The sequence below is a fragment of the Xenorhabdus thuongxuanensis genome (assembly GCF_001908095.1).
Classification (GTDB): domain Bacteria; phylum Pseudomonadota; class Gammaproteobacteria; order Enterobacterales; family Enterobacteriaceae; genus Xenorhabdus; species Xenorhabdus thuongxuanensis.
Map to the genome: position 1 here is coordinate 81,619 of NZ_MKGR01000011.1, position 26,469 is coordinate 108,087.

A 26,469-nucleotide genomic window follows, 5' to 3' on the forward strand; every position below is an offset into this window, starting at 1 on the left:
CAAACGTGCCTAATGTATTGCAAGTTTCTGAAATAAAATCAGTTGATCTAACGTTGCCACTGGTCGCTGCTCAGCCTGGAATTTGGATAGCTGACCAAATTGCCAACCACCGTAATGTATTTACCATTGCGCATTATATTGAAATTAATGGGGGACTGGATCGCGCCTTATTTGATGCCGCTATCCGTCAGGGATTGGCCGAGGCCGATACTATTCACGCGCGATACTTTATTAATGAAGAGGGAGAGCCTGTACAGCAAATTCCGGTTTTCCGTCATGCACAACAGGTCGTTGCTCCTGAATGGTTTGATTTTTCTTATGGACAGGGAGAAAGCAGAGCTCAGGAATTAATGCAGACAGATCTGGCTGCTGAGTTACCCGCCGATGGAGAACGGCCATTATATCGACAAGTGATCATGAAGGTTGATGCCCAGCCAGAGCGCTGGTTCTGGTATCTGCGTTTTCACCATCTTATGTTGGATGGCTTCAGTTTTGATGCCCTGACTCGCCGCATTATTGCTATCTATAATGCGTTAAGCGCAGGTCGCCAGCCAACTGAAAATCCTTTCTGTTCCTTTGAATTAGTCGTCAAAGAGTATCAGAGTTGGGAGCAATCCTCTGCGAAAGCAGAGTCAGCCGCGTTCTGGCAAAAGCATACCCGTGAACGAGGTGCTGCTGTTTCGCTTGCTACTGAAAATAGTATAAATAATAACAATCCATTACCTCTGCATTATCATTGCCATTTTCCCCTCTCTCAGTTTGTTTCATTAAAGGAAGATGATTTACTGCGACCATTCCAGCCGGCTGAAATTGTGATGGCTGCACTCTGCATCTATTTCTATCGCATGAGTGGAGAAAAACATCTGTCGATTGGTTTTCCTTTTATGCGGCGTCTGGGATTTCAAGCGCTTTGTGCGATGGGACCCGTGGTCAATCTCTTGCCACTGCAAATAAAACTGCAAGACAGGATGTCCCTGGCAGAAGTAGCGAAAACGTTTGTAGATGAAATGAAGCAAGTTCGTCGTTACCAACGGTATGAAGCCGAACAACTGCGTTGTGATCTGGGATTATCCGGTGGCACCAATGCGCTTTATGGCCCCGTATTTAATTACAAAATCTATAATGAGGCGTTGAAATTAGACGGTAAACCCATCAAGACGCATACACTCGCGATGGGGCCAGTGGATGATTTAGAGTTTGAATTGTGTTGTTACGATGAACAGCTTCATCTGACCCTTATCGCGAATCGAAAAAAGTATAGTGAACAAACGTTACAGTGGCACGGTGAACGGATCAGCTATTTGTTGAATCAATTGCTCATGCAGCCGCAGCAGTCAATTGCGTTTATCCCACTGATTCCACCACAAGAACAACAACGGCTTGATAGCTGGTCGTGTGGGCCGAGAACTCAACCATCGATAGATAGTGTTTCTGTACTGGATCTCTTTTTGCAACAGGTCGAACGGCAGCCTGATGCTATTGCTATACGTTGTCACAATGAACAGCTTACTTACCATCAATTGATGGTAAAAGTGATGCAACTAGCACGTTTCTTGCTATTACAGGGAATGGGGGCTGAGGATGTGGTTGCCATTGGCATTCCTCGTTCAGCGGATTCAATTATTGCTATTTTGGGTGTATTAGCCAGCGGTGCGGCTTATATCCCTCTTGATCTCGATTATCCGCAGGAACGTTTACAGTTAATGTGTGACGATGTTCAGCCCGCCTTGCTGATCACCCACCTGAGTACACGGGAACAAATGCCTGAAACCGTCAAAGTCATCTGTCTGGATGATCCACAGATAGCGGCACAGTGTTCCCGTTTATCCCCATTACCCGTCACAGACGAAGAACGACGCGAAAAACTGCGTGGTGAACACTTGGCTTACATGATCTACACCTCAGGATCTACAGGTAAGCCAAAAGGGGTGATGAGCACCCATCGCGGGTTGCTGAATTTATTAACCTCCCATGCAACGTATTTATTTGGACCTGTTATCGAGAATTTTTATCGGCAACATGGCCGACGAGCACGCGCAGGACATACTGCGTCTTTCTCCTTTGATTCTTCTTGGGAGCCACTGTTTTGTATGATCTTAGGCAGTGAACTCTATATTTTTGATGAGGAACTGAGGCGGGATGCGTGGGGAGTGGTACAGCAGATGAATCTGCTACCGATTGATATCATGGATATCACGCCTTCCTTCTTGACCCAACTTATCGATAGTGGGTTGTTGGACAAAGGTAATCACCAACCTGCATTTATTATGATTGGAGGTGAAGCGGCTACGCCACGGTTATGGGAATTACTCAAGCAGCAGCCGCACATTGATGTCCACAACTATTATGGCCCTTCCGAATATACTATTGATACGTTGGGGGGCAGTATTCGGATGGCCGATCAGCCCGTGATTGGGCGTCCAGTTGCTAATACCGATATCTGGCTTTTAGACCGTTACTTACAACCCGTGCCAATCGGTGCAGCGGGAGAACTGTATCTCTCTGGAGCAGGTATCGCTCGTGGTTATTTGCATCGTCCAGGAATGACTGCAACACGCTTTGTCGCCAATCCATTCCGTCACGGCGAAGTGATGTATCGCAGTGGTGATCTAATGCGTTGGCGTCCTGATGGGCTGCTTGAATTTATTGGTCGAGTGGATCATCAGGTTAAAGTGCGAGGTTTCCGTGTTGAGTTAGGCGAAGTAGAAAATGCGCTGGTTGATTTACCGGAGGTGAGTTCTGCGGTAGTCATGGCTGAACCTATCGGTGCAACATATCGGTTGGTGGGGTATTGCGCTGTACCGGATGAACAACAACGTGCTTTACCTCATATCTCGGCTCTGCTGCTGGCTGCACTGGCAAAGAAACTGCCTGATTATATGGTTCCTTCCCTCTTAATGATATTGGAAACCTTACCGATTTCGATCAATGGCAAAATAGACCGTAATTCATTACCCAAACCCCAGCAATTTCAATTGCCAGTGGGCAGAAAAGCGGAAAGTGAGCAGGAAAAATCTATTTGTGGGGCATTCTCCAGCTTGTTAGGTGTGCAAGAAGTCAGTGCAGACGATGACTTTTTTGCACTGGGAGGAGACAGTATTTCTGCGATGGCGCTGGGAACGCAATTACGTCGCCTTGGCTGGCAGTTACGTCCGCGGGATGTTTTCAGTGAACGTACACCTGCACGCATGGCGTTGAAGATGGCGCCTATTGCCATTGTTAAGCCTATCCCTACACGTATTCAAAAAGGGGCGATTGATAGCCTGCCTATTTTACATTGGTTTGCTGATTCTCATGGCATTAACACCCGTTTCGTTCACGGTGTATTCATACATGTCCCCGCAGAATTGCAGCCACAACACTTGTCACAAGCATTGGTTGCCTTAGAACAAGCGCATCCCGTACTACGCGCATTGACTCGTGATGATAGCCTGATTTTAGGTGAGTCTACTCCGGCTTCCGAAGCCGCTCATTACAGCCTGTGGCAAGATTGCGCAGATATTGAAGCCTGTGCCGAGCAAGCTTTCCATGATGCGGTTATGCGTTTGGAACCTGCGAGTGGTCAGTTATTCCATGCTTGCTTATTGCAACATGGAGGCGTGTCTAAAGGATTAGTGCTCGTTATTCACCATCTGGCAACAGATGGTGTTTCGTGGCGAATATTATTAGATGAGTTACGTCAAGGCGTAGAAGCAGCAATCGCCGGTAAGTCCGTAGTCTTGCCCGCAGAAGAATACACTCTATATGATTGGAATGATTATCTACGCCAAGATCTGCCACAACGTGTAGCTGAATTGCCTTTTTGGCAACGAATGCTAAATGAAGAAACGCCTCTTTTAGGGCAGCGTCCGCTAGATATACAGCGGGATCGCCAAATAAGCGCCTGCAAGCAGCGAACATTATTGAGCGGCGAGCAAACAGTCGCGTTATTAGGCCTATTGCCAAAGCAATATCACGCTAATATTGAAGAAATCTTATTAACGGTATTAGCAATGGCTTGTTATCGCCATTTTAACTTCAACAAGTTACGCTTCCAGTTAGAATCTCATGGCCGTATTGAATTCGATCAAACAGGCGATTTAGCGCGCACGGTTGGCTGGTTAACCGCTGAGTACCCAATAGTGGTAAGTTTGCCACTAACAGGAGAACACCAACCTGCTGAGATCGTGACTTCTGATATAGTTATTTCTGAAATAGTCAGGGCGGTGAAAAGCGTTTTGCGGGCAGTGCCCGATCGTGGAGTCGGTTATGGCTTGCTGCGCTACCTTGATCAAACAGGGCGGGAAATACTGGCAACGCAAGAGACACCAGAGATCTTATTTAATTATCTGGGGCGCTTTGTCGAGACAGATCACTTATGGGCACCACGACGAACTAAAAATCTTTTCCGGGATGCTTTTGCGGTTTATCAGGACCCCGAAATGTCCCTAAGCCATAGCCTGGAAATTAATTTGTTTGTGGAGGAGCAGGACGACGCCCCACAGTTGGTGGTTAATTGGCAATGGGTTGATGGTATTTTCAGCCATCAAGATATTGCGGAATTACATCGCGGCATGGCATGGGCGGCTGATTGCTTAATCCAGTTCGCCAGACAGCAGCCCTTACGGGCTATGGCAACTTTAGTCGCCGCAGAAACTGGGCTATCAGATATCGAGGAGAACGATCTCACTCAGTTGGCTGAGCAGTATGGCTCACTATCTGCCGTATTACCGTTACTGCCACTGCAACAAGGGTTATTATTCCATGCACAGACAGCTACCGAGCAGGGTAGCTATAACTCATTGACACGCCTTTCCCTGTTTGGATCATTGTCTGTTGTTAAGCTACGTCGGGCGCTGTCAGTTTTAGTGCGGCATCATCCTCAGATAGCTGCGAAATTTGATACTGAACAATACGTCTCTCCATTGCAATTGATTCCCATCATTTCTGATGACAAAGATTATTGGACACTTGATTTCCATCAACTACCTGAGTTGACAGCGGAAGAGGAAGAGATAGCGTTACGGGAACTGGAAAAAGCAGAACTTACGCGAAACCTCTTTCAACAACCCACAGCGATGTTACATGCATTGCTGGTGCGCCACGGTAAAAGCTTACGCCATACGCTATTGCTAAATGCTCATCATCTGATCGTTGATGGCTGGTCAACCCCTATTCTGGTGCGAGACCTTTTGACCTTGTTGAATCAAGGAGAGCAAGCCTTGCATAAACCTGAGATACGTTATCAAGACGTAATTCAGCAATTATTGGCACGTGAAACGGAGCCTTCTCGTCAATGTTGGCAGCAGGTATTGAAAGGTGTTCAACCAACATGTTTATTTGGTGAACAACTCCATGCTGGCGAGGTTAAAGAGCTTGAGATTTTACTTGCACCAGAGATGGAACAGGCATTGACTGACTTGTGTCAGCAACGTGGTTTAACACTCAATACTCTGATGCAAGGGATTTGGGCGCTGTTATTGAATATACAAAGTGGCTCATCTGATGTTGTTTTCGGCTCTCCTGTATCGGGGCGGTTTGGGCAGATTGACGGGGTGGATCAGCATGTCGGGTTGTTTAGTAATACCCTACCCGTTCGCGTTATTCTGGATATGGAGCAACCTCTATTACCTCAACTAGAACAGCTACAGGCACAGCAGATCCAATTGATTGAACATGACAATATTGGCCTGGGCGAGATTCAGCGAATTGCAGGTACTGGCACGCTTTTTGATACTTTATTGGTAGTTGAAAATTATCCTGATGTGGAGCAGGACAAAGGGAATAAAGAAAATATTGCAGGCATCCTCTGCCAAGGAATCAATAACCGTGGTTATACCCATTATCCTTTGACGTTATTGGTGTTGCCGGGTAAGCGCCTGCGTTTATTAATGGAATACCGTGAAAGTGTTAAACAACCTGAGCATTTGGCACAACGCATCCTGTTCTTGTTTCAACAATTGATCGAACGACCTGAAATTGCTCTGCGGGAGTGGAGTTTACAATCAGTCGATGAAGCCGCACTCATTGAGGAAGTTAATAACACTTATCATGATATTCCTTCCAAAACACTTCATCAGACTGTGATTGAGCAGGCAAGTAAAACGCCTGACGATTTGGCATTGTTGGATTGTCATCATCGTCTGACCTACCAGCAAATGCGCCGGCAAACTCGGCTATTGGTGGATCGTCTAATTGAAGCGGGTGTACAAGCAGGAGACATTGTTGGGATTGCATTATCACGTTCGGTTCGGCTAAGTCTGGCATTACAGGCGATTCTGGAAGCAGGGGCGACATGGTTGCCTCTTGATATCGGCTATCCTGATGAACGTTTGACCATCATGTTGGAAGATGCTCAACCTCGATTAGTGATTACAGAAAGTGGGTATCAGGCACGTTTTTCCAGTCAGGCTTCTTTGTTATTGTTGGATAAACTGGCAGATGAAACGCAACAGCCTATCCATCCTGCCGCCAATGTAACGCCTGAACATGCCGCATATATTATCTATACCTCTGGCTCTACGGGGCGACCAAAAGGAGTGGTGGTAAGCCACCAAGCCATTGTTAACCGTTTATTGTGGATGCAGGATGCTTACCCATTGACTACAGATGATGTGGTATTGCAGAAAACACCATGTAGTTTTGATGTTTCTGTATGGGAGTTTTTCTGGCCGTTGATGACCGGTGCTCAGTTAATGATGGCTCCACCAGAAGCGCATCGCGATCCCACACGCCTTCGACAACTTATTGATGATTACCATGTCACGACCTTACATTTTGTGCCATCAATGCTGGCAACATTCATTGATTCTTTAGCGTTACAAGGACAAGAAGCGCCTTTCTGCCGTGGTTTGAGACGAGTTTTCTGTAGTGGGGAAGCTTTGTCATGTGAACTGGCGCATCGCTATCAAACGCTGATCACTGCACCTTTGCATAATCTTTATGGGCCAACAGAGGCGGCGGTAGATGTGACATGGCAACCTGCGTTTGGTGAGGCATTACAGCGTTGCAGTAGCGCTGGTGTTCCTATCGGCCGGCCGGTATGGAATACCCAATTGCGTATTTTAGATCCTTGGTTGCGCCCTGTTCCCATTGGAGTGGCGGGTGATCTTTATCTCAGTGGTATCCAGTTAGCGACAAACTACCTTAACCGAGCCGATTTGACAGCCAGCCGTTTTGTGGCCGATCCGTTTGCATCGGGTAAGCGGATGTACCGAACGGGGGATATTGCATGCTGGTCAGAAAATGGTGAGGTTGAATACCTTGGACGCAGTGACGATCAATTAAAAATACGTGGTCAGCGTATTGAGCTGGGTGAAATTGAACAAGTTTTACTAGAACAACCAGGGGTTGCTCAGGCTGCGGTTGCTGCACGTGAGTTAGGTAAGTCAAGTCAGGCAATAGAGAATGTTGATGCGCGTCAGCTAATTGCTTGGGTGATCCCGCAATCAGATGTGACATTGGATATTGAAGCACTGCAACACACGATGATGAAACGATTGCCTGCTTATATGCTGCCGGTCAGCTATGTAATACAGGAAAAATTCCCGCTGAGTGCCAATGGAAAATTGAATCGCAAGTCACTCCCGATGCCAGAGAAATTAACGACTGGCAGGTTACCGCAGGCGGGTTTGGCAAGTCAGCTAGCGAAGTTGTTCGCAGAAATCTTAGAGTGCGACATTGTTTGGGCTGATGACGATTTCTTTGCTTTGGGCGGTCATTCGCTGCTGGCAATGCGTTTGGCTGCCGAAATACATCGACGCCTTAATCTTCGTGTTTCAGTCGGTCATATTATGGTCGCACGAAGTGTAGAAAAATTGAGTGCGCTATTGGTTGATGAAAAGCAGAAAAACTCTGGCGAAAACAGTGGAGTAGGCAAGGTTTTACCGTTGAGGGAAGGAGTCGGGCCAGCACTGTTCTGTGTGCATCCTGCGTCAGGTTTTTCTTGGCAATACAGTGGGTTACTGCGTTATCTGGAGGGAGGCTGGCCGATTATCGGATTACAATCTCCTCGTCCTCGCGGTGTCATTGCTGACTGCGACAGCCTCGACGCAATGTGCACACGCCATTTGGCGACTTTACGAAATATCCAACCTCATGGGCCTTATTACTTGCTGGGTTATTCTTTGGGAGGAATGTTGGCTCAGGGAATGGCTATCCGTTTACAGCAAGAAGGTGAGGAAGTTGCTTTCTTGGGATTATTGGACGCTTATCCTCCAGAAGGTCAGGATTGGGGAGGATTAAGCGAAGAAGAAGCCAAACAGGAAATTGCCCGTGAACAGGCAGAGTTTATGGCGGCCACAGAAGATGAGCATGATCCGCAACTGCGTAAGGAAAAACAGGCAATGTTTGAGGATATCGTGGCTAATTATCGAGACGCTGTCCGCAGTTTATTATCCGCTGTTAACCAGAAATATGATGGCGAAGCTACGTTGTTTGTGGCTACGCGGACGTTGCCGCCTGAATTGGATGTCGAGAAAACATGGGCACCTTGGATCCGCCATTTAAGCGTTTATCGGCAAGATTGTGAACATGCAGATATCCTTTCTCCAGATTCGTTGGAGCAGTGGGGCCCATTGCTGAATGGCTTGTTGAAACGACGCCGTAATTAAGCTATCGCAATTGACTTTAATCGTATTTAACGCATCGTATGGAACATTATGGCTACTTCATCAATTTTTTTGGATTTTAGTTTACTTAAAAATAATGCCCATTTTCGCGCTATCTTTATTGCCCGTATGTTATCTGTCTTTGCATTAGGCATGCTGACGGTTGGGGTTCCTATCCAAATGCAGTTTTTGACAGGATCTACCTTACAGGTGGGAATTGTGGTTGCACTGGACGGAATCGGTATGTTCATCGGGTTAATCTTAGGGGGAATACTGGCTGATCGTTATGATAGACGTAAACTCATTTTGTTTGCCCGTGGCACCTGTGGTCTCGGTTTTGTCGCACTGAGCTTTAACGCATTCCTAGACTCTCCGTCCCTGTATATGCTCTATTTTCTTTCTATTTGGGATGGTTTTTTTGGTGCGTTGGGTATGACGGCATTAATGGCAGCCATCCCCAATTTAGTCGGGCGGGAGAATCTGGCTGCGGCAGGAGCTTTGAGCATGATTACTGTTCGCATAGGTGCCATTATTTCACCGGCATTGGCAGGCATTATTATTGTTGTTGGTGGACCAGGGTGGAACTTTGCTGTTGCAGCAATCGGCACATTAGCCACATTGTTGCCCCTGATGAGGCTTCCTGAAATGAAGCCTCAGCCAAGTAAACAAGAGCATCCAATCAGTGCGTTGGTAAGCGGAGTTAAATTTGTTTGTCAGCATAAAATTGTGGGCAGTGTCATATTGGTGGGGATGATGATCAGTATTGCAGGAGCAGTTCGTATTCTGTTTCCTGCATTATCTCAAGAAGTATACCATCAAGGGCCGTCAGCAACGGGGTTGATGTATTCCGCTGTTCCTCTGGGAGCCATGCTCGGAGCCTTTACCAGCGGTTGGATAGGACGAAGTAACCGACCTGGTGTTCTGCTTGTTATATGTGCTCTGTGCTCCTTTATCATGTTATCCATGCTAGGGATAGTCACAAATATCGTTCTGGCATTACTGGTGTTGGTTTGTTATGGATATTTGAATGCATTTGCATCCTTACTGCAATTTACCCTTGTTCAGAGTCATACACCGGATCATTTATTGGGACGAGTGAACAGTTTTGTCACTGCTCAAGATGTTACTGGTGATTCTTTGGGAGCATTGGGATTAGGTTTTATGGGACGTTTGCTATCTCCAGTAATCACCGTCTTTTCGTTTGGAACTTTTGCTGCACTTACCTGCTTGTTGCTTGCAGCAGTAGTAAAACCTTTACGTCATTCTACACTGCGTGGCCGCATGCCATTATCCGAAACAAGCACCTTAGAACATGAGCCTCAGCAAAGTGATAATTCATTGAAACCATAGTTAACGGAAATAACACCATAACATGGGGTGTTATGGTGTTGTTAAAGATTGTTAAAATAAGGGGAGGGTCAAATGTGGCATTTTATGGTGTGCATCGGTGATGTAAATAGTGTAGGTGATGGCTTTGATTAAACCCGCTTTCTTTTGATAACAATCTAAAAATCAGCACTTCTTTTTAGTCTGTCTCTGCTTTTTAGACAACTATCACCTTGATGGTTTCAAGCTGCCTACACAATAAAAAAACATAAGAGCTGGTATTTTTGCAAATCAACAATGGATGGTGACTAAAATGAATAAGAGATACAGAATACCTTGGAACCCTCTGACTTCCACACGTTTATCAGTCAAAACCCAACCACGAGTACTTTATCACGCTATAGCTTGCTGTTTGGCCGCGGCTAGCGCAGGAGCCTATGCGGAAAATTATGTTGAGAAAGGGCGGAGTGGCGATCCTGCCAGTTGGCGTTCCAGTGAGTTTTTGAGTCAATGGGGGCTTGTTGCTATTCACGCTGATGAAGCTTATGCCAGAGGCTATACCGGTAAAGGGATCAAATTAGGAATATTTGATCAGGTAGTTTATGCCAAGCATCCTGAGTTTATGGGAAAAGACAAGATCACTAACTTAGTGACTTCTGGGATACGTGAGTATACTGATCCCTATATTCCGGTGAAGAAAGGTGATCCATTCACTTATGATGGCACGCCGTCCGTGGATAGGTACGGAAAGCTAGGAACACATGGTGTCCATGTTGCAGGCATAGCGGCGGGTAACCGAGATGGCAAAGAAATGCATGGTGTGGCCTATAATGCCCAAATACTCAGTGCGGATAACGGTGATCCCGGTCCTGAAGATGGCATTATCTTGGGTAATGATGGGGGTGTTTATCAGGCTGGTTGGAATGCACTGATAGATAGCGGCGCTCGTATTATTAACAACAGCTGGGGAATTGGTATTAATAGGGAGCTTGAGAGGGGTGGGAAAGATCCGAACGCAGCCCATTTTACTTTAGCTGAAGCCCAGAAGCAGTTTGATGCAATAAAACCGATTTTGGGTACAAAACCTGGTGGTGCATATCAGGGCGCAATTGATGCGGCTCGTAGCGGCATTGTGACAATTTTTGCTGCTGGTAATAGTAATAACTACAGTAATCCAGATGCTATCGCGGGCTTGGCTTGGTTTGTGCCAGAGATTGCACCAAACTGGCTGACAGTCGCTAGTTTGCAAAAAGATCCAAATAGTACCAATAGTGTGCCTTATTCCATCAGCGATTTTTCCTCCCGCTGTGGCTATACTGCCAGTTTTTGTGTCAGTGCACCTGGTAGCTGGATATATAGCTCAGTTATTAAGGGAACCGGAATAGACAATATTACTACCGGCTATGACAGTTACAGAGGGACTTCAATGGCTGCGCCACATGCTGGTGGTAGTATTGCGGTATTGATGGAACGTTTCCCATATATGACCGGCGATCAAGTAGCCTCTGTGCTTCGTACTACGGCTACTGATATGGGAGAAAAGGGTATTGATGAGCTTTACGGCTGGGGATTGATCAACCTCGGTAAAGCAATAAATGGCCCTGGTATGTTCTATACCGCAGAAGATATCCCTGAAAAATTCCGTATTCCAGATCCTGACGGAGTAGCCTACGGCAAAGGGCAGTTTATCGCTGATATTCCGGGGATTGGTGCTGTGCTCGATAAGGGTAAACCGACTGAACGCATCTGTGATGCTGGTCAGTGTGCTGAGGATCAATGGAGCAATGATATCAGTGGTCATGGTGGGTTAACCAAACAAGGTAGGGGTACACTGACTCTCAGTGGTCAAAATAGCTATTCTGGACCAACGCTGATCAAACAGGGATTACTGAATGTGAGTGGTAGTGTCTCTTCTACCGTTTCAGTACTGGAAAGTGGCATTCTTGGTGGAAATGGTACGGTGGGTGTGCTTAATGTGCAGCGTGGCGGTACGGTAGCACCAGGTAACGCAATAGGGACACTTAAGGTTGCCGAAAAAATTACCTTTGAACCCGGTTCTCATTACGCGGTTGAAATCGCTGCTGATGGGCGCAGTGACAAAATTCAGGTTGAAAAAAGTGCACAGATTGATGGAGGAAAAGTTGCCGTTTCCCTTGAGAATACGGGTAACTTGCTTTCTTTTAAAGATGTGCGAAGCCTGACTGGTCAGCAATACACGATTCTTAGTGCGAAGCAGAATATCAATGGCCGCTTTGATGATGTCGTTCCGAATTATCTCTTCCTTGGCGCAGGATTGTCTTATCAGCCTGGTGAAGTCACTCTCCATATTGGGCGTAATGAGACTGCTTTTGTCGATGTTGCTAAGACACAGAATGAACGTGCAGTGGCTGTCGTCGCGGATACCCTTGGTATAGGGAATCCGGTTTACGAAAGTATCTTAGCCAGTCATTCTGCGGAGCAAGCCCAATCTGCATTCCGCCAGCTTAATGGGCAAGTCCACGCTGATATTGCGTCTCAGTTGGTCAATGACAGCCGTTATTTGCGCGATACCTTGAATTCTCGCTTGAGTCAGGCCGAAGGCCGTTCATTCTCGCCTGATATTCATGGTGATGATAATGGTGCATGGGTTCGACTGCTTGGTGCATGGAGCCACGCTTCTGGTACAGCGAATGCGACGGGCTATCAGGCTTCAAACTATGGTGTATTTATTGGTGCGGATGCTCTTATTGATGAATACAGCCGTCTTGGTATTGCAACTGGTTATACCCGTACTTCCCTTGATGGTGGTAACAGTGCTACTGCTGACAGTAATAACTATCACTTCGCTCTTTATGGTGACCGTCAATTTGGTGACTTTGTTTTGCGTGCCAATAGTGGGTTCACTTGGCACCGTATTGATACCAAACGTTTTATCAGCTATGGCAGTCAGCGTGATAGTGAGAATGCCAAGTACAGTGGAAGAACAACACAATTATCCGCTGAGCTTGCTTACCATCTGCCGACAGAGATTGTGAATTTAGAGCCATTCGTTAACCTGGCTTACGTCAATTTCCGCAATGAAGGCATTAGCGAGGACGGTGCCGCCTCCGCACTTCACGGTAACAGCCAACATACTGAAGCAACTCTCTCCACATTGGGATTACGTGCCAATCATAGCTGGCAGGCTTCATGGGGTTCTTCGATTACCCTAAATGGAGAATTAGGTTGGCAGCATCAATACGGTGAGCGTGAACGAGCAACAGGTTTATCGTTCCGTGGCAGCCATACGACATTTGTGACTCGCAGCGTGCCTGCCTCTCGTGATGGCGTGGTGTTAAAAGCGAATGCGGAGATGAGTGCAAGTAATAACGTCTCATTCACGCTTGGCTATAGTGGATTGCTCTCCAGCAGTCATCAGGACAATAGTATGAATGTCGGTTTTAGATGGCAATTCTGATGATAGGTGGAAGATAATTATCTGGTAAAACATGTGGAGTCAGTAATACTAATACTGGCTCCACAATCCGCGAAACAGTCAAAAAACTCATTGATCCCAATATCTGCATGTTGATAAACAATCTTCTTTCATAATGGAAAAACCCTGTTATTTTAAGCGGAATTTATTAGCAATTTGGCATTATTCAGAATGATGTTTTATTCTGTTAAGAATAACGCAACTTGCCATAAAATGGCCATTTACTAGGAAAAGTGTTAGTAGAAGCCCCACTATAATTTTTTTATCAACTATTATTTCGGTATATTGTCTTAATATGATTGAATCTGATACAGGTAGAGGGGTAATGAATGATAAAGGAGAAGTAATACTATATGTCCTACCATTGTCGAGAAAAATAGTTAAATTTATTTATCAATTCCTGTTCCTTAACAGCAAATTTATGTACAAGGTCGTTCTAGATGGCATCCGTTTGCCTCTGAAAGAGGAATACCTGTCATATTAATGATGGATAAAATTAATCACGTTTTAAACCTTCAAGTAATAAGTCAAAGGCAGAAAGCGTTTTTAAAAGTTTAGCTTCTGGGTCAATATCATCAGCAATCCATAAAGCAGCTTCAACTAAGCTTCCATTTATTAAACAAGCCAAAACTTCTGTATCAACGTCTTTTATTTTCTTTTCAAGAACCATTTTTTTCAAAAGTATTCTCATTGATGAAATACAGTGAGCTTGGGATTCTCTAAATTGATCACCTAAAATGATTTTTGAATCTCTTAACACTATTTGTTGAAATTCTGAGTTAAGTGACATTGTTAAGTAAGCTCGGCACCTATCTCGGAATCCAGTCCATAAATCAATGGCGTTATCAGATATAGACTGGAGATATTGATCCATTTCTGAATCGATTTGTTCAACAACAGCCATTAATAAACCTTTTTTATCACCGAAATGATGGTACAGAGCTCCACGAGTTAATCCTACTTTGGAAGTAAAATCATCCATTGAGGTATTAGAATAACCTAAAGAGCCAAAGGCATGACGAGCAGTAGCCAATAGTTTAGTGCGAGTCTCTTCAATCATTTCCGTGCGGGTTCGCCGAGTCATTTATTCTCCGTTACTATACAAATAATATAGAGTAATCCTTTTACATACGTTGCGTATGTTGATATGTTACCTAACATACATAGCGTATGTGTATGCGCTAATATCTTAAATTTTATGCAACCAATTATCACAATGGGAAGCAATATGGGCAATCCTTATAGTGAATTATTCAAAACACCTGGCGCAATAGGATTTACCTTGGCAGGTTTTGTGGCTCGTATGCCACTTCCAATGACGGGAATTGGTATCATCACTATGATATCACAGCTAAGTGGTAGCTACGGATTAGCTGGAGCGGTATCAGCAACTTTTGTATTAACTTATGCATTGGTAGCGCCACAAATTTCTCGTTTAGTTGATAGTTATGGGCAACATCGTGTGTTACCCATTGCTACCACGATAAGTGTTTTAGGTATACTAGCTCTTTTGGCTTGTACGTATTGGAATGCTCCTGTTTGGACATTTTTTTATGTGCTTTTCTGGCAGGTTTTATGCCTAGCATGTCCGCTATGGTACGTGCCCGTTGGACCGCTATCTATCGAGGACAACCTCAGTTACAAACAGCTTATTCTCTCGAAACAGTATTTGATGAAATTTCGTTCATTGCTGGGCCACCTATATCGGTTGGTTTAAGTATAGCCACTTTTCCGCAGGCGGGACCACTTGCGTCAGCGCTTCTGTTAGCTGTAGGTGTGTGCTTGTTTGTTACGTTTCGAAGTACAGAACCACCTGTAGAAACTCAGAAATTTACTCTGGAAACAAAAGGTTCAGTTATTAGAATTTCTGGTGTATGGATTCTGGCATTACTACTTATCTTTATGGGTATTATTGTTGGTACTGTGGATATAGTCAGTGTTGCTTTCGCTAAGCAATTGGGGCGCCCAGCAGCAGCTAGTATAGTGTTATCTGTTTATGCAATAGGTTCCTGTCTTGCTGGATTGATATTTGGTGCACTTAAGTTGAAGACTCCATTACACAAACTTTTCCTTATAGGGGGATTAGCCACGGCTTTGACCACTCTTCCTTTCTTAGTTACTAACAGCATTTCTGGTTTAGCTCTAGCTGTCTTTATGGCGGGTTTATTCTTTGCACCAACAATGATCGTATCTATGGCATTAGTTGAGAAAATGGTTCCTGAGAGAAGATTAACGGAAGGATTAACCTGGTTACTTTCCGGTCTTAACATAGGAGCAGCTTTGGGAGCTGCGGTGGCGGGGCAATTTGTTGATATATATGGTGCTCATGGTGGATTTATGGTTTCCTTGATTGCTGGATTGGGGATCGTTTTAGTTACATTGTATGGTTTTTTGCGCATACGTACACATCGTGCTGTATCTTGATATAACGTAAAACTAGTGCACCCTCTGTCAGATTAGTTGACAGAGGGATTTTCAATACTATCGCAAATCCGTCATTGATTGATATTAACAGCGGAATACGTATTCCCAGAGTTAGCTGCCGGTTGCGATCTGTAGCGGTCAAGAACTACCGGACACATTTCTAGCCGCTTCCCACTGTCTTTCATATTCAGCAGGGGAAATTCCTCCATTAAAACTATGGGGAGGGTTTCTCTTTGCACACGAGATATGCAAATTACTTAAGGTTAAATATTTCCCGTTTGCATCCATTGTCGACATTGACACATTGTGTGAAGCGATAGATGCCAATGAAATTGATACGATAATTTGTCTGCCAAGCTTTCTGGAACGGCTCCTTCATTCCGGGGACACCGGACAGCTTTCTTCGCTCAGGACAATTTTTTATCTGGGAGAAATGTTTCCAGCGTCGCTAATCGATAAGGTGAGGCAAAATCTTCAGAACATTACTATCAAGTCCCTGGCCTATACTTCTCAGGAAACTGGCCCCATCGGGTATCAATGCTCATCTCTTGACGGTAATAACTACCATAATTTCCCCCACTACATGTAGGTAATCATCTTATTTTGGCAGACAGGATACATAAAAAACAATTACGTTCAAAAAAGATCCCGAATAGGTTCTTACAACCCCAACTTGGCATTCCTTGTCTTACTGTTGCTCAGAAAAGATACTGAATAGCCACTGACATATTTGTGACTAGTGAGCCATTAGTGATGAAAATATAATGTGCCAGCAGCCGGATAGAATTTACCGGCTACCAGCATAAAACATAATTCACCTCATTAAGTTACCGGTGCAGACGTAGCGTACTGGCAAGAGATGATAGAGCCGATATGGCACAAGCTACCCCAAACACATAGACGGCAAACTGAACGCCCGCTTGCCCTGTTAATCCATTCAACAACGCAATTATCATCGCAACCAATGCAGCACCAATAGATTGCCCCGCCGTTCTGGCCGTTGACAGTACTCCAGAGGCCGTTACCGTACGATTTGCTGAGACATTTGAAAACATTTCCTTATTATTTGGTGGCAGGAAGAAACCATAGCCGATCCCGCAAACCGCCACACGCCACAGAAAATCATTCACCGTCGCAGCTTCTGGCAACAGAGCAAGTGAGCCTAAACCTAGGCAAAATACTATCACTCCCCCAGTGGATATCTGGGTTGGATTCAAATGGTTCGACAGCTTCCCTGCAAGCGGAGCACAGCAGGCCACAGCAACCGGCCAGGGTGTGAAAATGAATGCTGATTCCAGTACAGAATAGTGATAAGTATACTGTAACACAAAGGGTAAACCGACCAGTGCCATCCCTTGTGCGACGAACATGGAGACAGAAGATAACACCGCTAAGGTGTACTGCCGAGAACGAAATATATCAAGTGGCAATAAGGGGTTATTTGAACTCGTCTGGATTCTTAAAAAGATGGCGAATAACACCACAGACGCAACACCACAAAATATCAGGGTGCTACTCTCCCAGCGCCCGATTTGATCGACAGCAATAACCATCAGGCCTAATGCGAAAACTGAGCTAATCGCCCCTCCCCAGTCGAAGCCTTTCTCCTTTTCGGTATCCATACCCAATGAGATGAACGAGAATACTATAGCCAGCCCTCCCAGCGGGATGTTGATATAGAACAGCCAGGGCCAGGATAGGTAAGAGATAATAAGACCACCCAGCGCAGGACCGATGGCTGTACCTACTGCAAATGCCAGCGCATTCAGTCCAAATATCGTTCCCAGCGAACTTGGTGGAAAGATCACTCGGTACAGCCCCAATCCAACGCTTATCATAACCGCATAACTCACTCCTTGGAGTACTCGCATGAAAACAAGTACGCCAAAGGTCGGTGAGAGACCACAGCCTAGTGAGGACAGAGTAAACAGCACCATCCCTGCCATGTAGAAACGCCGCTCTCCTATCCTTGTTCCCAGCGACGCACAAATCAGCATTGTCGCAGCACTGGCAACCTGATAGCCATTGGCAACCCAGATACTGGAGGCTGAGTCTATCTGTAATGCACTGGCAATGGAGGGTAAGGCGATATTAACAATGGAACTATCCAATGCAGCCATTAGAACGCCTATCAAAATGGCCGCAGCTGCCAGATATCGCCTCGGCGTTTCAAACCCTTGTTCCAAGGTATTACTATTTACTAACGACATATCCTCAGATCCTGTATTGGAATGAAATTACGCGCAAAGACTTTCGCTCTCAACGCTAGCTCCTTCGAGATAAGCCAGCATGCCTAGCATGAGCACTTCTTCAGGCAGGGCTATTACAGGAAAACGCGGTGCTTTCCAATCTTTCTTGCTACCGTTTATGCGAATACTCCTTAAGAAACAATAGGTTGTTAGAACATAAAATCGATTACGCATATGCTCGCCTATTAGCGGAAGCATACCGGAAATCCCACCTATTTCAGGGATTTCATTAAGAATATTACCGTAGTCTTGTTTCGACAGAACGAACATAAGTGCGTCTGACATAGGTACCATTTTGACTGCATCTTCAACCTCCGCTGCCAGTTCATGCCAAAATGAAAAGGCAAACCGAGAAAATCCAAAAAGTGGATCGAGACCTCGTACAGAAAAATCGGGGTCAATGAAGCTGGTCTGGGATCGCTCCTCGTTATAAAGCACGTTACCAAAATGGAAATTGAAATGGGCCTTTTCTATCGAAAGGAATTTTTCGCTGCGGGCCATTTCCAGCGATTTTTCAAAGACCTCTCTGGCAGTTATGTTGAAGCGAGCACCATTAAGCAAAACTGGTTTATCAAAAAGTTCATGTGCAAAACGAGTGCCTTCCCATTCCTCCAGTAATCTGGTTGGCATATCGTTCTCCAGTGCAGTCTGGCTGCCTATCTCCAAGTTGATTGCTTTTTGTATGTTTTCCAGCGCACACCGCACAATTTCCCTCCTCTCCCCCAGATATCGCCGCTCATCAAACACGATATTAGATAACGAGAGAGAGTCTTTTTTTTCAAGAACATAGAACTGCCGACCTGCGGCTAATCCGTCGTGCAAAACCGGAATCATCAGTTCAGGATAGATTTCGTGTAATGCGCATATCTGTTCTACTTCAGCCTTCAGTTTTCCATTAAATGCTGCGGACATGGCAGTCTTCACGACAAAGCCAGAACTCAATAAATCAACGGTATGTGATCTGCTCATTTTTCAATCCCCCGAAAAGTGGCAATTGGCTGTCCCAGCGCAATACTTCGTGCTACCGCCCGGACAACAGCGGTGTAACCCACCGTATTGTTAACGAACGACTGGATGATAACTTCACTCAGATTCTGACTTGCCAGATACGAGGGGCGAAGGATTAATAAATGGTTAGTGTCTGAGAGAATGGTTGAACACCGTCTCTCGTATGCATAAGCACGTCCACCTAAAGGTGAACGTGAGGCCTGGACAATATGAGGATGTGCTTTGTTCACCCGTTCAATTGCCGCCTCAATAAGACCAATGTTTAACGCACCATTATCCTTAACTATAAAGCGATTTATTTGATAGCCGGGTGCATGAACTGGTGCACGTAACGATACAGTATTCACCAGTGGGGCCCAAGGCATGACCTTTTTCTGGCTCATTGCAATTTGAGAAAAGCTTGGACGGAGATTGTCGCGTGCATCCTGCATCCGCCCTTCAAACGAACGTGTACCAAGCACACCATTGGGAGTGTCGGGGTGTACAATATCGGTTTCTACAGCAACAATATGCGAAGCGTTGCAATTAATAGTACTCAGCGTGTCGCACACGACACGCAATGAAGCATGCATACCATTCGTCTGGCAGGATCCCAGGCAGTACATGCCAGAGTTAACAACCTGGCTGTGTATCGTACTAATATCGACGCCAGTCAGATCTCCCAGACAGCCGTAGATACTAGGTAGGCTATCAGCCTCAGCAACGCCCAGAACTACGTCGGCCATCTCTTTCATATTTCGAGCCACAGGGCTGTTCTGATCCATATCTTGCTTACTGGTCGCAACAAATCCAATATCGAAACGCTCCTTTACTGGCGGACATTCCTTGGCTAAATCTCCAAAGAAGAAACAAATTTCACGACCGTCAATTTGCAGGGTATTTTTATTGATAACGTTGACCCTTGACTGTATACCGGGATGCGCCATCGCTAGACGTGCCACAATGCCGTCAATCGGGCATAGTTCGGGATAATGTTTATCTACTGAAGGAGGATTCGTCACAACCATCTGAATAGCGAAACCATCATGCTGCGGATCATTCTGAATCAGCAGGTTTGCGCCAATTTCTGCACCGCAGCCAACAAGTATTGCCCTTTTCACTTTAATCACCTCTAATTTTATGAATTATATAAATGTTTTAGTTGCATCTTAATCCCAAGAAAACAATTTCAGGAAGTCAGCAACGGACATAGCATCCAGCTTTTCGCCTGAAGTCAGGGTATCGGCCAGAATGCCTGCCTGATCTCGTAGCGGACTGTCGGAGAGATTGAGATGGAATTTTTTCAGAAGCGCGTCAAAACATTCTTCACGACGACGGACATGGCCGAGCGGATACTCGATGAGTTCCGACACCTCTTCCGTTATTCCACGAAACTTTATGTAGAGAGCGTTAGAGATCGCGCGCTTTTCTGGGTCGTAGTAGCTTTCGGTAAACGAAGGACGTTCAGCGCATGTAATTTTCTGACGTATTGCTTCTAGTTGAGGATCGGAGGCAAGTGGTTCGTGAAAATCCTTAATGGTTAGATTTCCGGTTTGAAGCCCTACCGCAATCATGTACTGGAGGCAGTGATCGCGATCCGCAGAGTTATTCAATATTCCATACTTATCAATAATTTGAATCGCAGGACGTGTAGTTTCCACACGCACATACTCGATACTTTCAGGGGAAAGTCCCTCAGAGAGCATCCGTTTACGAAGTAAAATAGCCGCTTCTACCGCTGTCTGAGCATGATACTCAGCCGGATTGGGAACTTTGAACAGGATATTCCTGATAACAAAGTCAGATAAATTACGTGTCAGATTGAGCGGCTGACCTCTGAGAACCGCATCATCAAACCCCCAACGATTAGCAGTGAGCGCCGTTGGATAACCCATTTCACCAGTTTGTGCAAAAAGAGCAAACTGTAGACCTCGTGCCGCTGCATCACCGGCAGCCCATGATTTACGCGTTCCCGCATTTGGTGCATGTCGGTAGGTTCTGAGGGAATGACCATCGATAATTACGTTGGAAAGTGCACTGAGCGCCTGATCTTTTGATAATCCTAGGATTTGGGCGGCAGCGATTGCAGAAGCTATCTTGACCAGCACGACGTGGTCAATACCCAGCTCATTAAAACAATTTGACAAACACAACACACCATGAATTTCATAAGCACGAATCATCGTGTTCAGAACGGCTGTCATGCTGACAGCTGACTGATTGTTATTGGAGAGGTTACGCCATGCCGCAGCTGCCAAAATCGCCCCCAGGTTATCGGACGGATGCCCCCATTCTTGTGCTAGCCATGTATCGTTAAACTCAAGCCAGCGGATCATCGAACTAATCTGAAAAGCCGCTTCAATTGGGCCTAATCGTAGTGCAGTGCCCACTACAGGCACACCCTGGTTGTTCTTACTGAATTGCACACTGCGCATCAGCCTGGAGCAATCTGGGTCGGTAGAGGCAGCGATCGCACACCCAATCGAATCCAGAAGGCAAAAACGCGCTAGGTGAAGCGTCTCATTATCAAAGGTTGCTTGCTCATAGGCATAATCAACCAGCTCAATCATTATTTTATCAAACTCAGCATGTGCCATTTTTTATCCCATTAACGAAAAGAAGTTTTCACCAATACAAATAATAAAGGTCATGAAAGATATAGGTTTGTATTTAATTAATCCGATATCTAGTTAATTTATAAGTAAACAACAAGACCTTACCAATGAAATTGTATTTGGCATACGAATAAAAAAACCAGCGAATAAAATCGAGGCATTCATCGAAAAAATAAATACCCTAACCATATTCAGATGAATAATGAGACATTAAGGCGTGTCGGTTATTAAACAGAAACAGGCGGATCAATACTGTGATGTCTCTGCCAATTGCAGGCAGCAATTGGCCCAGCATGTCTTCAGAATTAGAAATATAGTGACAAATTAAACATCACAATTTATATTAACCCTGTGGCTATTTGTGTTTTTATAACCAAATGTTTTATATGATATTATACCATACAAAAACAGATCGATTGCCACCATGTTAATAAATACTATTGAAATATTAAATCAACTTTCAGCATTAGGTCTCAAATGAAGATAAGTGAACTTCTTGCGTTCGTGACGGTCGTGGAGACAGGGAACATAACCCAAGCCGCAGAGCGCCTGAATCGAGTGCAATCAAGCATTTCCCATCGAATACGAAATTTGGAGGATAACCTTGATGTTACCTTGTTAGACAGAAAAATCGATGGATGCTCTCCCACAGCACAAGGTCAGATACTTTATGATTATGCGCAAAAAATTCTGAACCTAGCGGATGATTGCAAAAACAACATTTCCTACTCTAAAAGCAGTCGGGTAACCATAAGAGTTGGAATAATTGAATGCTTACCTCCCTATATTATTAGCTCGCTGATTGATTTAGAGCAGGATCTAGGCTGGAATATCGATATTTCAATCGGGAATACAATAGGTTTGCTCAGTGACTTTGATAAAAATGAGTTTGATGCAGTAATCATCGGGGCAGGCTTTACCAACTCACAACATGCACGATCCTTATTACTTTCCAGTGAACTGGTGATTATCACCGAGAAAAATTATCCCCCCATAACAGATATCTCCAGTCTGGATGGCGAAGTCTTTTTGCTTAGCAGTAAAAAATGCGCAACTTCAACCCGCAATTTCAATGTGCTCTTCAATGAAAGCAATATCACACCAAAACGTGTGGTTGAGTGTGGCTCCTACCCTGTGCTGTTTTCAAGTATTGCCGCCGGTAAAGGCGTCTCACTGGTGTTACGTTGTTCGATCAGTAGCAGAGTAAAGAGCAAAATAAAAATTCATCAGCTATCCGGCCAGTTCAACGATTTCAAAATAGAACTGGTATACCGTCCAGAATGTCCCTATCTGGATAGCGCAAAATTTACCGATATGATGGCTTCCGTCTTTCAGGATCCACGGCTGCGAGATATCGGCTATTAACACACTTGTCCAGACTACACACTATGCTCTTAATCCTAATAAAAAAAGACACATACCATTTGATCATTATCGGTAAAAGTAGCTAACCTGAGATTCGTTTAAGAAGGGAACTAAAGTGCCTGAGGCACGATCAAAGTTTTTGTCAAAGAAAACAAAATCGTGGAGATCCTCAGGCATGTCTAATTTAGAAGAACTTTACTGCTGCGCCGATGATTTTTGCCAAAAATTTATCCCTCTCTGGCATCAACAGCTCATTGAAAGCCGATTACTCAAACGGCGCCGCGAAGCTTCCCTTTCTCTCAGTGAAGTCATGGCGATCCTCATTTTATTCCATATGAGCCATTATCGTGATTTTAAAACGTTTTATAATAAACATGTAAAACAATGCCTTATCGCCGAATTTCCCGGATTAGTCAGCTATATCCGCATGCTTACCCTGAAGAAGAGGGCTATTATTCCTTTATGCGCTTTTCTTTCGTCGCGTAAAGCGACAACCCAAGGGATCGCTTTTATTGATTCCACCAAAATTGCCGTTTGCCACAACCTTCGTATTCCCCATCATCGGGTATTTGAGGGAATTGCACAACGAGGAAAAACCAGCACGGGCTGGTTCTATGGTTTTAAACTTCATCTAGTTATCAATGATTGCGGGGAACTTTTGGCCGTGAAATTAACCGCAGGAAACAAGGATGATCGTCACCCTGTCAAAGCATTAGCAAGAGGTTTAACGGGATGTTTATATGGCGATAAAGGGTATTTATCACAGGCGTTATGCGATGAGTTGGAAGCGGAAGGGATCACGTTAATCACTCATGTCCGTAGTAACATGAAAGCCAAAGCGTTATCTCTATGGGATAAGTCAATGTTAAGAAAGCGATTTTTGATATAAACGGTCATCGACCAGCTCAAAAATATTTCTCAAATAGGGCATTCAAGACATCGCAGTCAGCTCGGTTTTCTGCTTGAAATCGCCGCAGGTCTCATTGCTTATACCTTCCAACCTAAAAAACCGAGCTTGAACTTACGGGACACTGATATTGCTATTCTTAAACGAAGCTGAGGTTAGCTACATAATCGTTCACGGAAGATGCTAGTAAAAGACTATAGGTTTCTCATTGATTAAGCAGTAAATAGTTAGAGAATAGGCTATTACAGCATGCTGCACCCTCCGGATGAGAAGGAGCCACTTCGTACTTTAACGAGATAATTTCTCTATAACGTTTCAGATCTATTATTAAGAAGATCTATTCATAATGACCAGTGTTTTTGTTCTGAACTTAGCCAAGATTATTTTCATCATCGGGACTTCGAAATACTTGTATAAAAAAGATGCACAAGATATTGACAGAATCAGCGCAACGACTATAAGCCCGGCACCTTCCACCAAACTGAACTTCTTTCCTGCCGTCAAATTCAAAAAATAGAAAAGCACTAAGAAATGTACCATATAGAACGCATAAGAGATCTCACCTAACCAAACCGATGTTTTATGATTGAAAGCGGTTTTTTTGTATTTTATATCATCACCAGCAAATGAAGTAATTAATAAACAAACTGGAATGATAAATACTACACTCATACTGAATTGGTATGGAATATACATGGATCCAATATACGTCGCGACAAGTAAGGCAAACGATGTTGTTTTATTTAGCATGATTGCTCGCCCATTTATCAGCAATCGTGCGGCAAACATACCTGCAAGAAACTCAAATATACGCGTTGGTGGGAAAATATACGAAATCCAAAAGTGATGCTGAGAGATAGGGAATGCTCCCATCATTTTGTTCGGCTCAGCCCATATGTAAATAGACATCTGTACCAGAAAAGATGATACGGTTACAGCAATAAAGCCAAGTAAATCGTACTTTCCAGGTATGGCTTTCATTATTCTAAAAAGAAACGGGAATGAAAGATAAAACATCGCTTCGATGCACAAAGACCAGCTAGGTCTATTACCCACGAAAAAGTATCGGACATCGTCAAACCAAGTATTTAACAGCAGAAGATTTGATGACCATAATTTATACTGATAAATACTAATTGCACCAACAATAAATGCGACAACCCAGGTCAGACAATGAGTGGGATAAATCTTAGCAAAACGCCTTAGGTAAAAATCACCAACGGTATCGTTATCTCTTGCGGACCACACCATAATAAATCCACTTAATATAAAAAAGTATGAAACACCTAACCATCCAGCCTTACCTACAATAACCGTATAAATATGCTGGATTTTGGGGTCTGCAAATGGTGCGAGATCGCTGGGCAGCGATGCGTGAAATAAAAAAACTAAAAAGGCGGCCCAGAACCTACTCCCGGTAATTGAAGGTAGTTTAGGCCGTACTGTTAGTGCCCCTGCCGCCATTGGTTGCCTCCCTGGTATTTTATTAACTTTGTCGTAAATAATATCAACATTTACTTCTCTTGTTACTGCTGAATTCATCACACTCCCTCATAGGCGGTATTTTTAAATTAATAAGTTCATTCTGAAATAGAATCATAGTTACAGACAGAATAATGAATAACGGCAAAGCAATATAATTCAGGATTAACATGCACTCAGCTTTGAAAAATAATAATGACTGTCAGGAAAATTATTTTATGGCTGACATACTCTTCCTTTGCTTTAGACTACCCCATATCCTGACTTCAGTTTTTCTATATAGCCAAATCCTTGTAATCCAAAATGCATCCCACCGACAAGAATTCGGTCTGAGCTGACCATATCAAGGATGCGAGCACGCGTTTCCGCCGCCTGTTGTGGATCATGATCGAAAGCTATAGATACTTCCGGTTTTAACAATTGGATGTGTGGAAAATGGACAATATCTCCCCAAATCAACAAATTTTCATTGCAACCCTTAACGCTATATCCCATATGACCAGGCGTATGGCCTTTTAACAGTATCGAAAAAATGCCGGGATAAATCTCGCCTTCATCAATTAAGCGAAGATTGTGCTGATACTTTTTAAATATACTCCGCGCCAAAAGAAAGTTACCTTTTACACGATCAGTGACGGCAAGAAAATTTTTCTCATCTTCTATATAATTAAATTCATCAGCGCTTATCAGTAATTCTGCGAAAGGAAATACAGCCTCTCCCTGTGAATTGATTAGCCCACCAATATGGTCAGGGTGAGCATGCGTAAGAAGAACTGCGTCAATATCCCCTGGTTTTATCCCAAGTTTGGCAAGATTATTTACCAGTTCCCCCCCCCAGCCTTTAACACCACCTGCACCACTATCGATCAAGATGTTTTCGCCCTTTCGTCGGATTAAGAAGGTATTAATATGAACCGCATTTCGTTCACTTATACAGGCATTTTCTTGGATTTTTCTGCACTCTGCTTCATCAACATTTGCAAGTAGCCTAAAATCAACTTGGAGGTAACCATCACTTACTGCGGTAACTGAGACATCACCAAGGTCTTTTATTGGAAATTTTTCATTCATA

Annotated in this window: 12 protein-coding genes and 2 pseudogenes; 7 read left to right on the forward strand and 7 right to left on the reverse strand. The window is 44.3% G+C overall.

Annotated features, from left to right (window positions below; genetic code table 11):
* Nucleotides 1-5: 5 nt before the first annotated feature.
* The 3 genes from Xentx_RS09545 (at nt 6) to Xentx_RS09555 (ending at nt 13,350) form a co-directional block, all read left to right on the forward strand.
* Nucleotides 6-8,591 carry an amino acid adenylation domain-containing protein gene (locus tag Xentx_RS09545; protein WP_074020016.1) on the forward strand — a complete coding sequence of 2,862 codons (8,586 nt, stop codon included), beginning with the start codon at nt 6-8 and terminating at the stop codon, nt 8,589-8,591.
* Between the two features lie 48 nt (nt 8,592-8,639).
* Complete coding sequence (gene entS, locus Xentx_RS09550) at nt 8,640-9,938, forward strand: enterobactin transporter EntS (RefSeq protein WP_074020017.1); 1,299 nt, start codon at nt 8,640-8,642, stop codon at nt 9,936-9,938.
* Between the two features lie 289 nt (nt 9,939-10,227).
* Nucleotides 10,228-13,350: an autotransporter outer membrane beta-barrel domain-containing protein gene (locus Xentx_RS09555; RefSeq protein ID WP_074020018.1), complete on the forward strand. Its 3,123-nt coding sequence runs from the start codon at nt 10,228-10,230 to the stop codon at nt 13,348-13,350.
* Between the two features lie 514 nt (nt 13,351-13,864).
* On the opposite strand, the gene Xentx_RS09560 is transcribed toward Xentx_RS09555, so the two are convergent.
* Nucleotides 13,865-14,452: a TetR/AcrR family transcriptional regulator gene (locus Xentx_RS09560; RefSeq protein WP_074020019.1), complete on the reverse strand. Its 588-nt coding sequence runs from the start codon at nt 14,450-14,452 to the stop codon at nt 13,865-13,867.
* 144 nt (nt 14,453-14,596) lie between these two features.
* On the opposite strand from Xentx_RS09560, the pseudogene Xentx_RS09565 reads away from it, so the two are divergent.
* Both Xentx_RS09565 and Xentx_RS20100 read left to right on the forward strand, forming a co-directional pair.
* Nucleotides 14,597-15,792 (forward strand): annotated as a pseudogene (locus Xentx_RS09565) (MFS transporter).
* A gap of 295 nt (nt 15,793-16,087) precedes the next feature.
* Nucleotides 16,088-16,381, forward strand: a complete 294-nt coding sequence (locus Xentx_RS20100) for an AMP-binding protein (RefSeq protein WP_415843301.1) — start codon at nt 16,088-16,090, stop codon at nt 16,379-16,381.
* A gap of 238 nt (nt 16,382-16,619) precedes the next feature.
* Here the strand turns inward: Xentx_RS20100 and Xentx_RS09575 are convergent, their stop codons facing one another.
* The 4 genes from Xentx_RS09575 to Xentx_RS09590 are packed head-to-tail and all read right to left on the reverse strand — an operon-like array spanning nt 16,620 to nt 21,625.
* Nucleotides 16,620-18,002 carry an MFS transporter gene (locus Xentx_RS09575; RefSeq protein ID WP_074020021.1) on the reverse strand — a complete coding sequence of 461 codons (1,383 nt, stop codon included), beginning with the start codon at nt 18,000-18,002 and terminating at the stop codon, nt 16,620-16,622.
* A 27-nt stretch (nt 18,003-18,029) separates the two neighbouring features.
* Nucleotides 18,030-19,010 (reverse strand): hypothetical protein, encoded by a 981-nt coding sequence (locus Xentx_RS09580; RefSeq protein WP_074020022.1) that lies wholly within the window; start codon nt 19,008-19,010, stop codon nt 18,030-18,032.
* The gene (locus tag Xentx_RS09585) at nt 19,007-20,149 is read right to left on the reverse strand and encodes a hypothetical protein (RefSeq protein WP_074020023.1); all 1,143 of its coding nucleotides are present in this window, start codon (nt 20,147-20,149) and stop codon (nt 19,007-19,009) included. Before Xentx_RS09585 ends, Xentx_RS09580 begins: the two co-directional genes overlap by 4 nt.
* 48 nt (nt 20,150-20,197) lie before the next feature.
* Nucleotides 20,198-21,625, reverse strand: a complete 1,428-nt coding sequence (locus tag Xentx_RS09590) for a bifunctional 2-methylcitrate dehydratase/aconitate hydratase (RefSeq protein ID WP_074020024.1) — start codon at nt 21,623-21,625, stop codon at nt 20,198-20,200.
* A 495-nt stretch (nt 21,626-22,120) separates the two neighbouring features.
* On the opposite strand from Xentx_RS09590, the gene Xentx_RS09595 reads away from it, so the two are divergent.
* Complete coding sequence (locus Xentx_RS09595; RefSeq protein WP_074020025.1) at nt 22,121-23,008, forward strand: LysR family transcriptional regulator; 888 nt, start codon at nt 22,121-22,123, stop codon at nt 23,006-23,008.
* Between the two features lie 175 nt (nt 23,009-23,183).
* Nucleotides 23,184-24,068 (forward strand): annotated as a pseudogene (locus tag Xentx_RS09600) (IS982 family transposase).
* 174 nt (nt 24,069-24,242) lie between these two features.
* Here the strand turns inward: Xentx_RS09600 and Xentx_RS09605 are convergent.
* Nucleotides 24,243-25,457, reverse strand: coding sequence for an acyltransferase family protein (locus Xentx_RS09605; RefSeq protein WP_074020026.1), 1,215 nt, complete (start codon nt 25,455-25,457; stop codon nt 24,243-24,245).
* Between the two features lie 183 nt (nt 25,458-25,640).
* Nucleotides 25,641-26,468: an MBL fold metallo-hydrolase gene (locus Xentx_RS09610; protein ID WP_074020027.1), complete on the reverse strand. Its 828-nt coding sequence runs from the start codon at nt 26,466-26,468 to the stop codon at nt 25,641-25,643.
* Between the last annotated feature and the right edge of the window lies 1 nt (nt 26,469).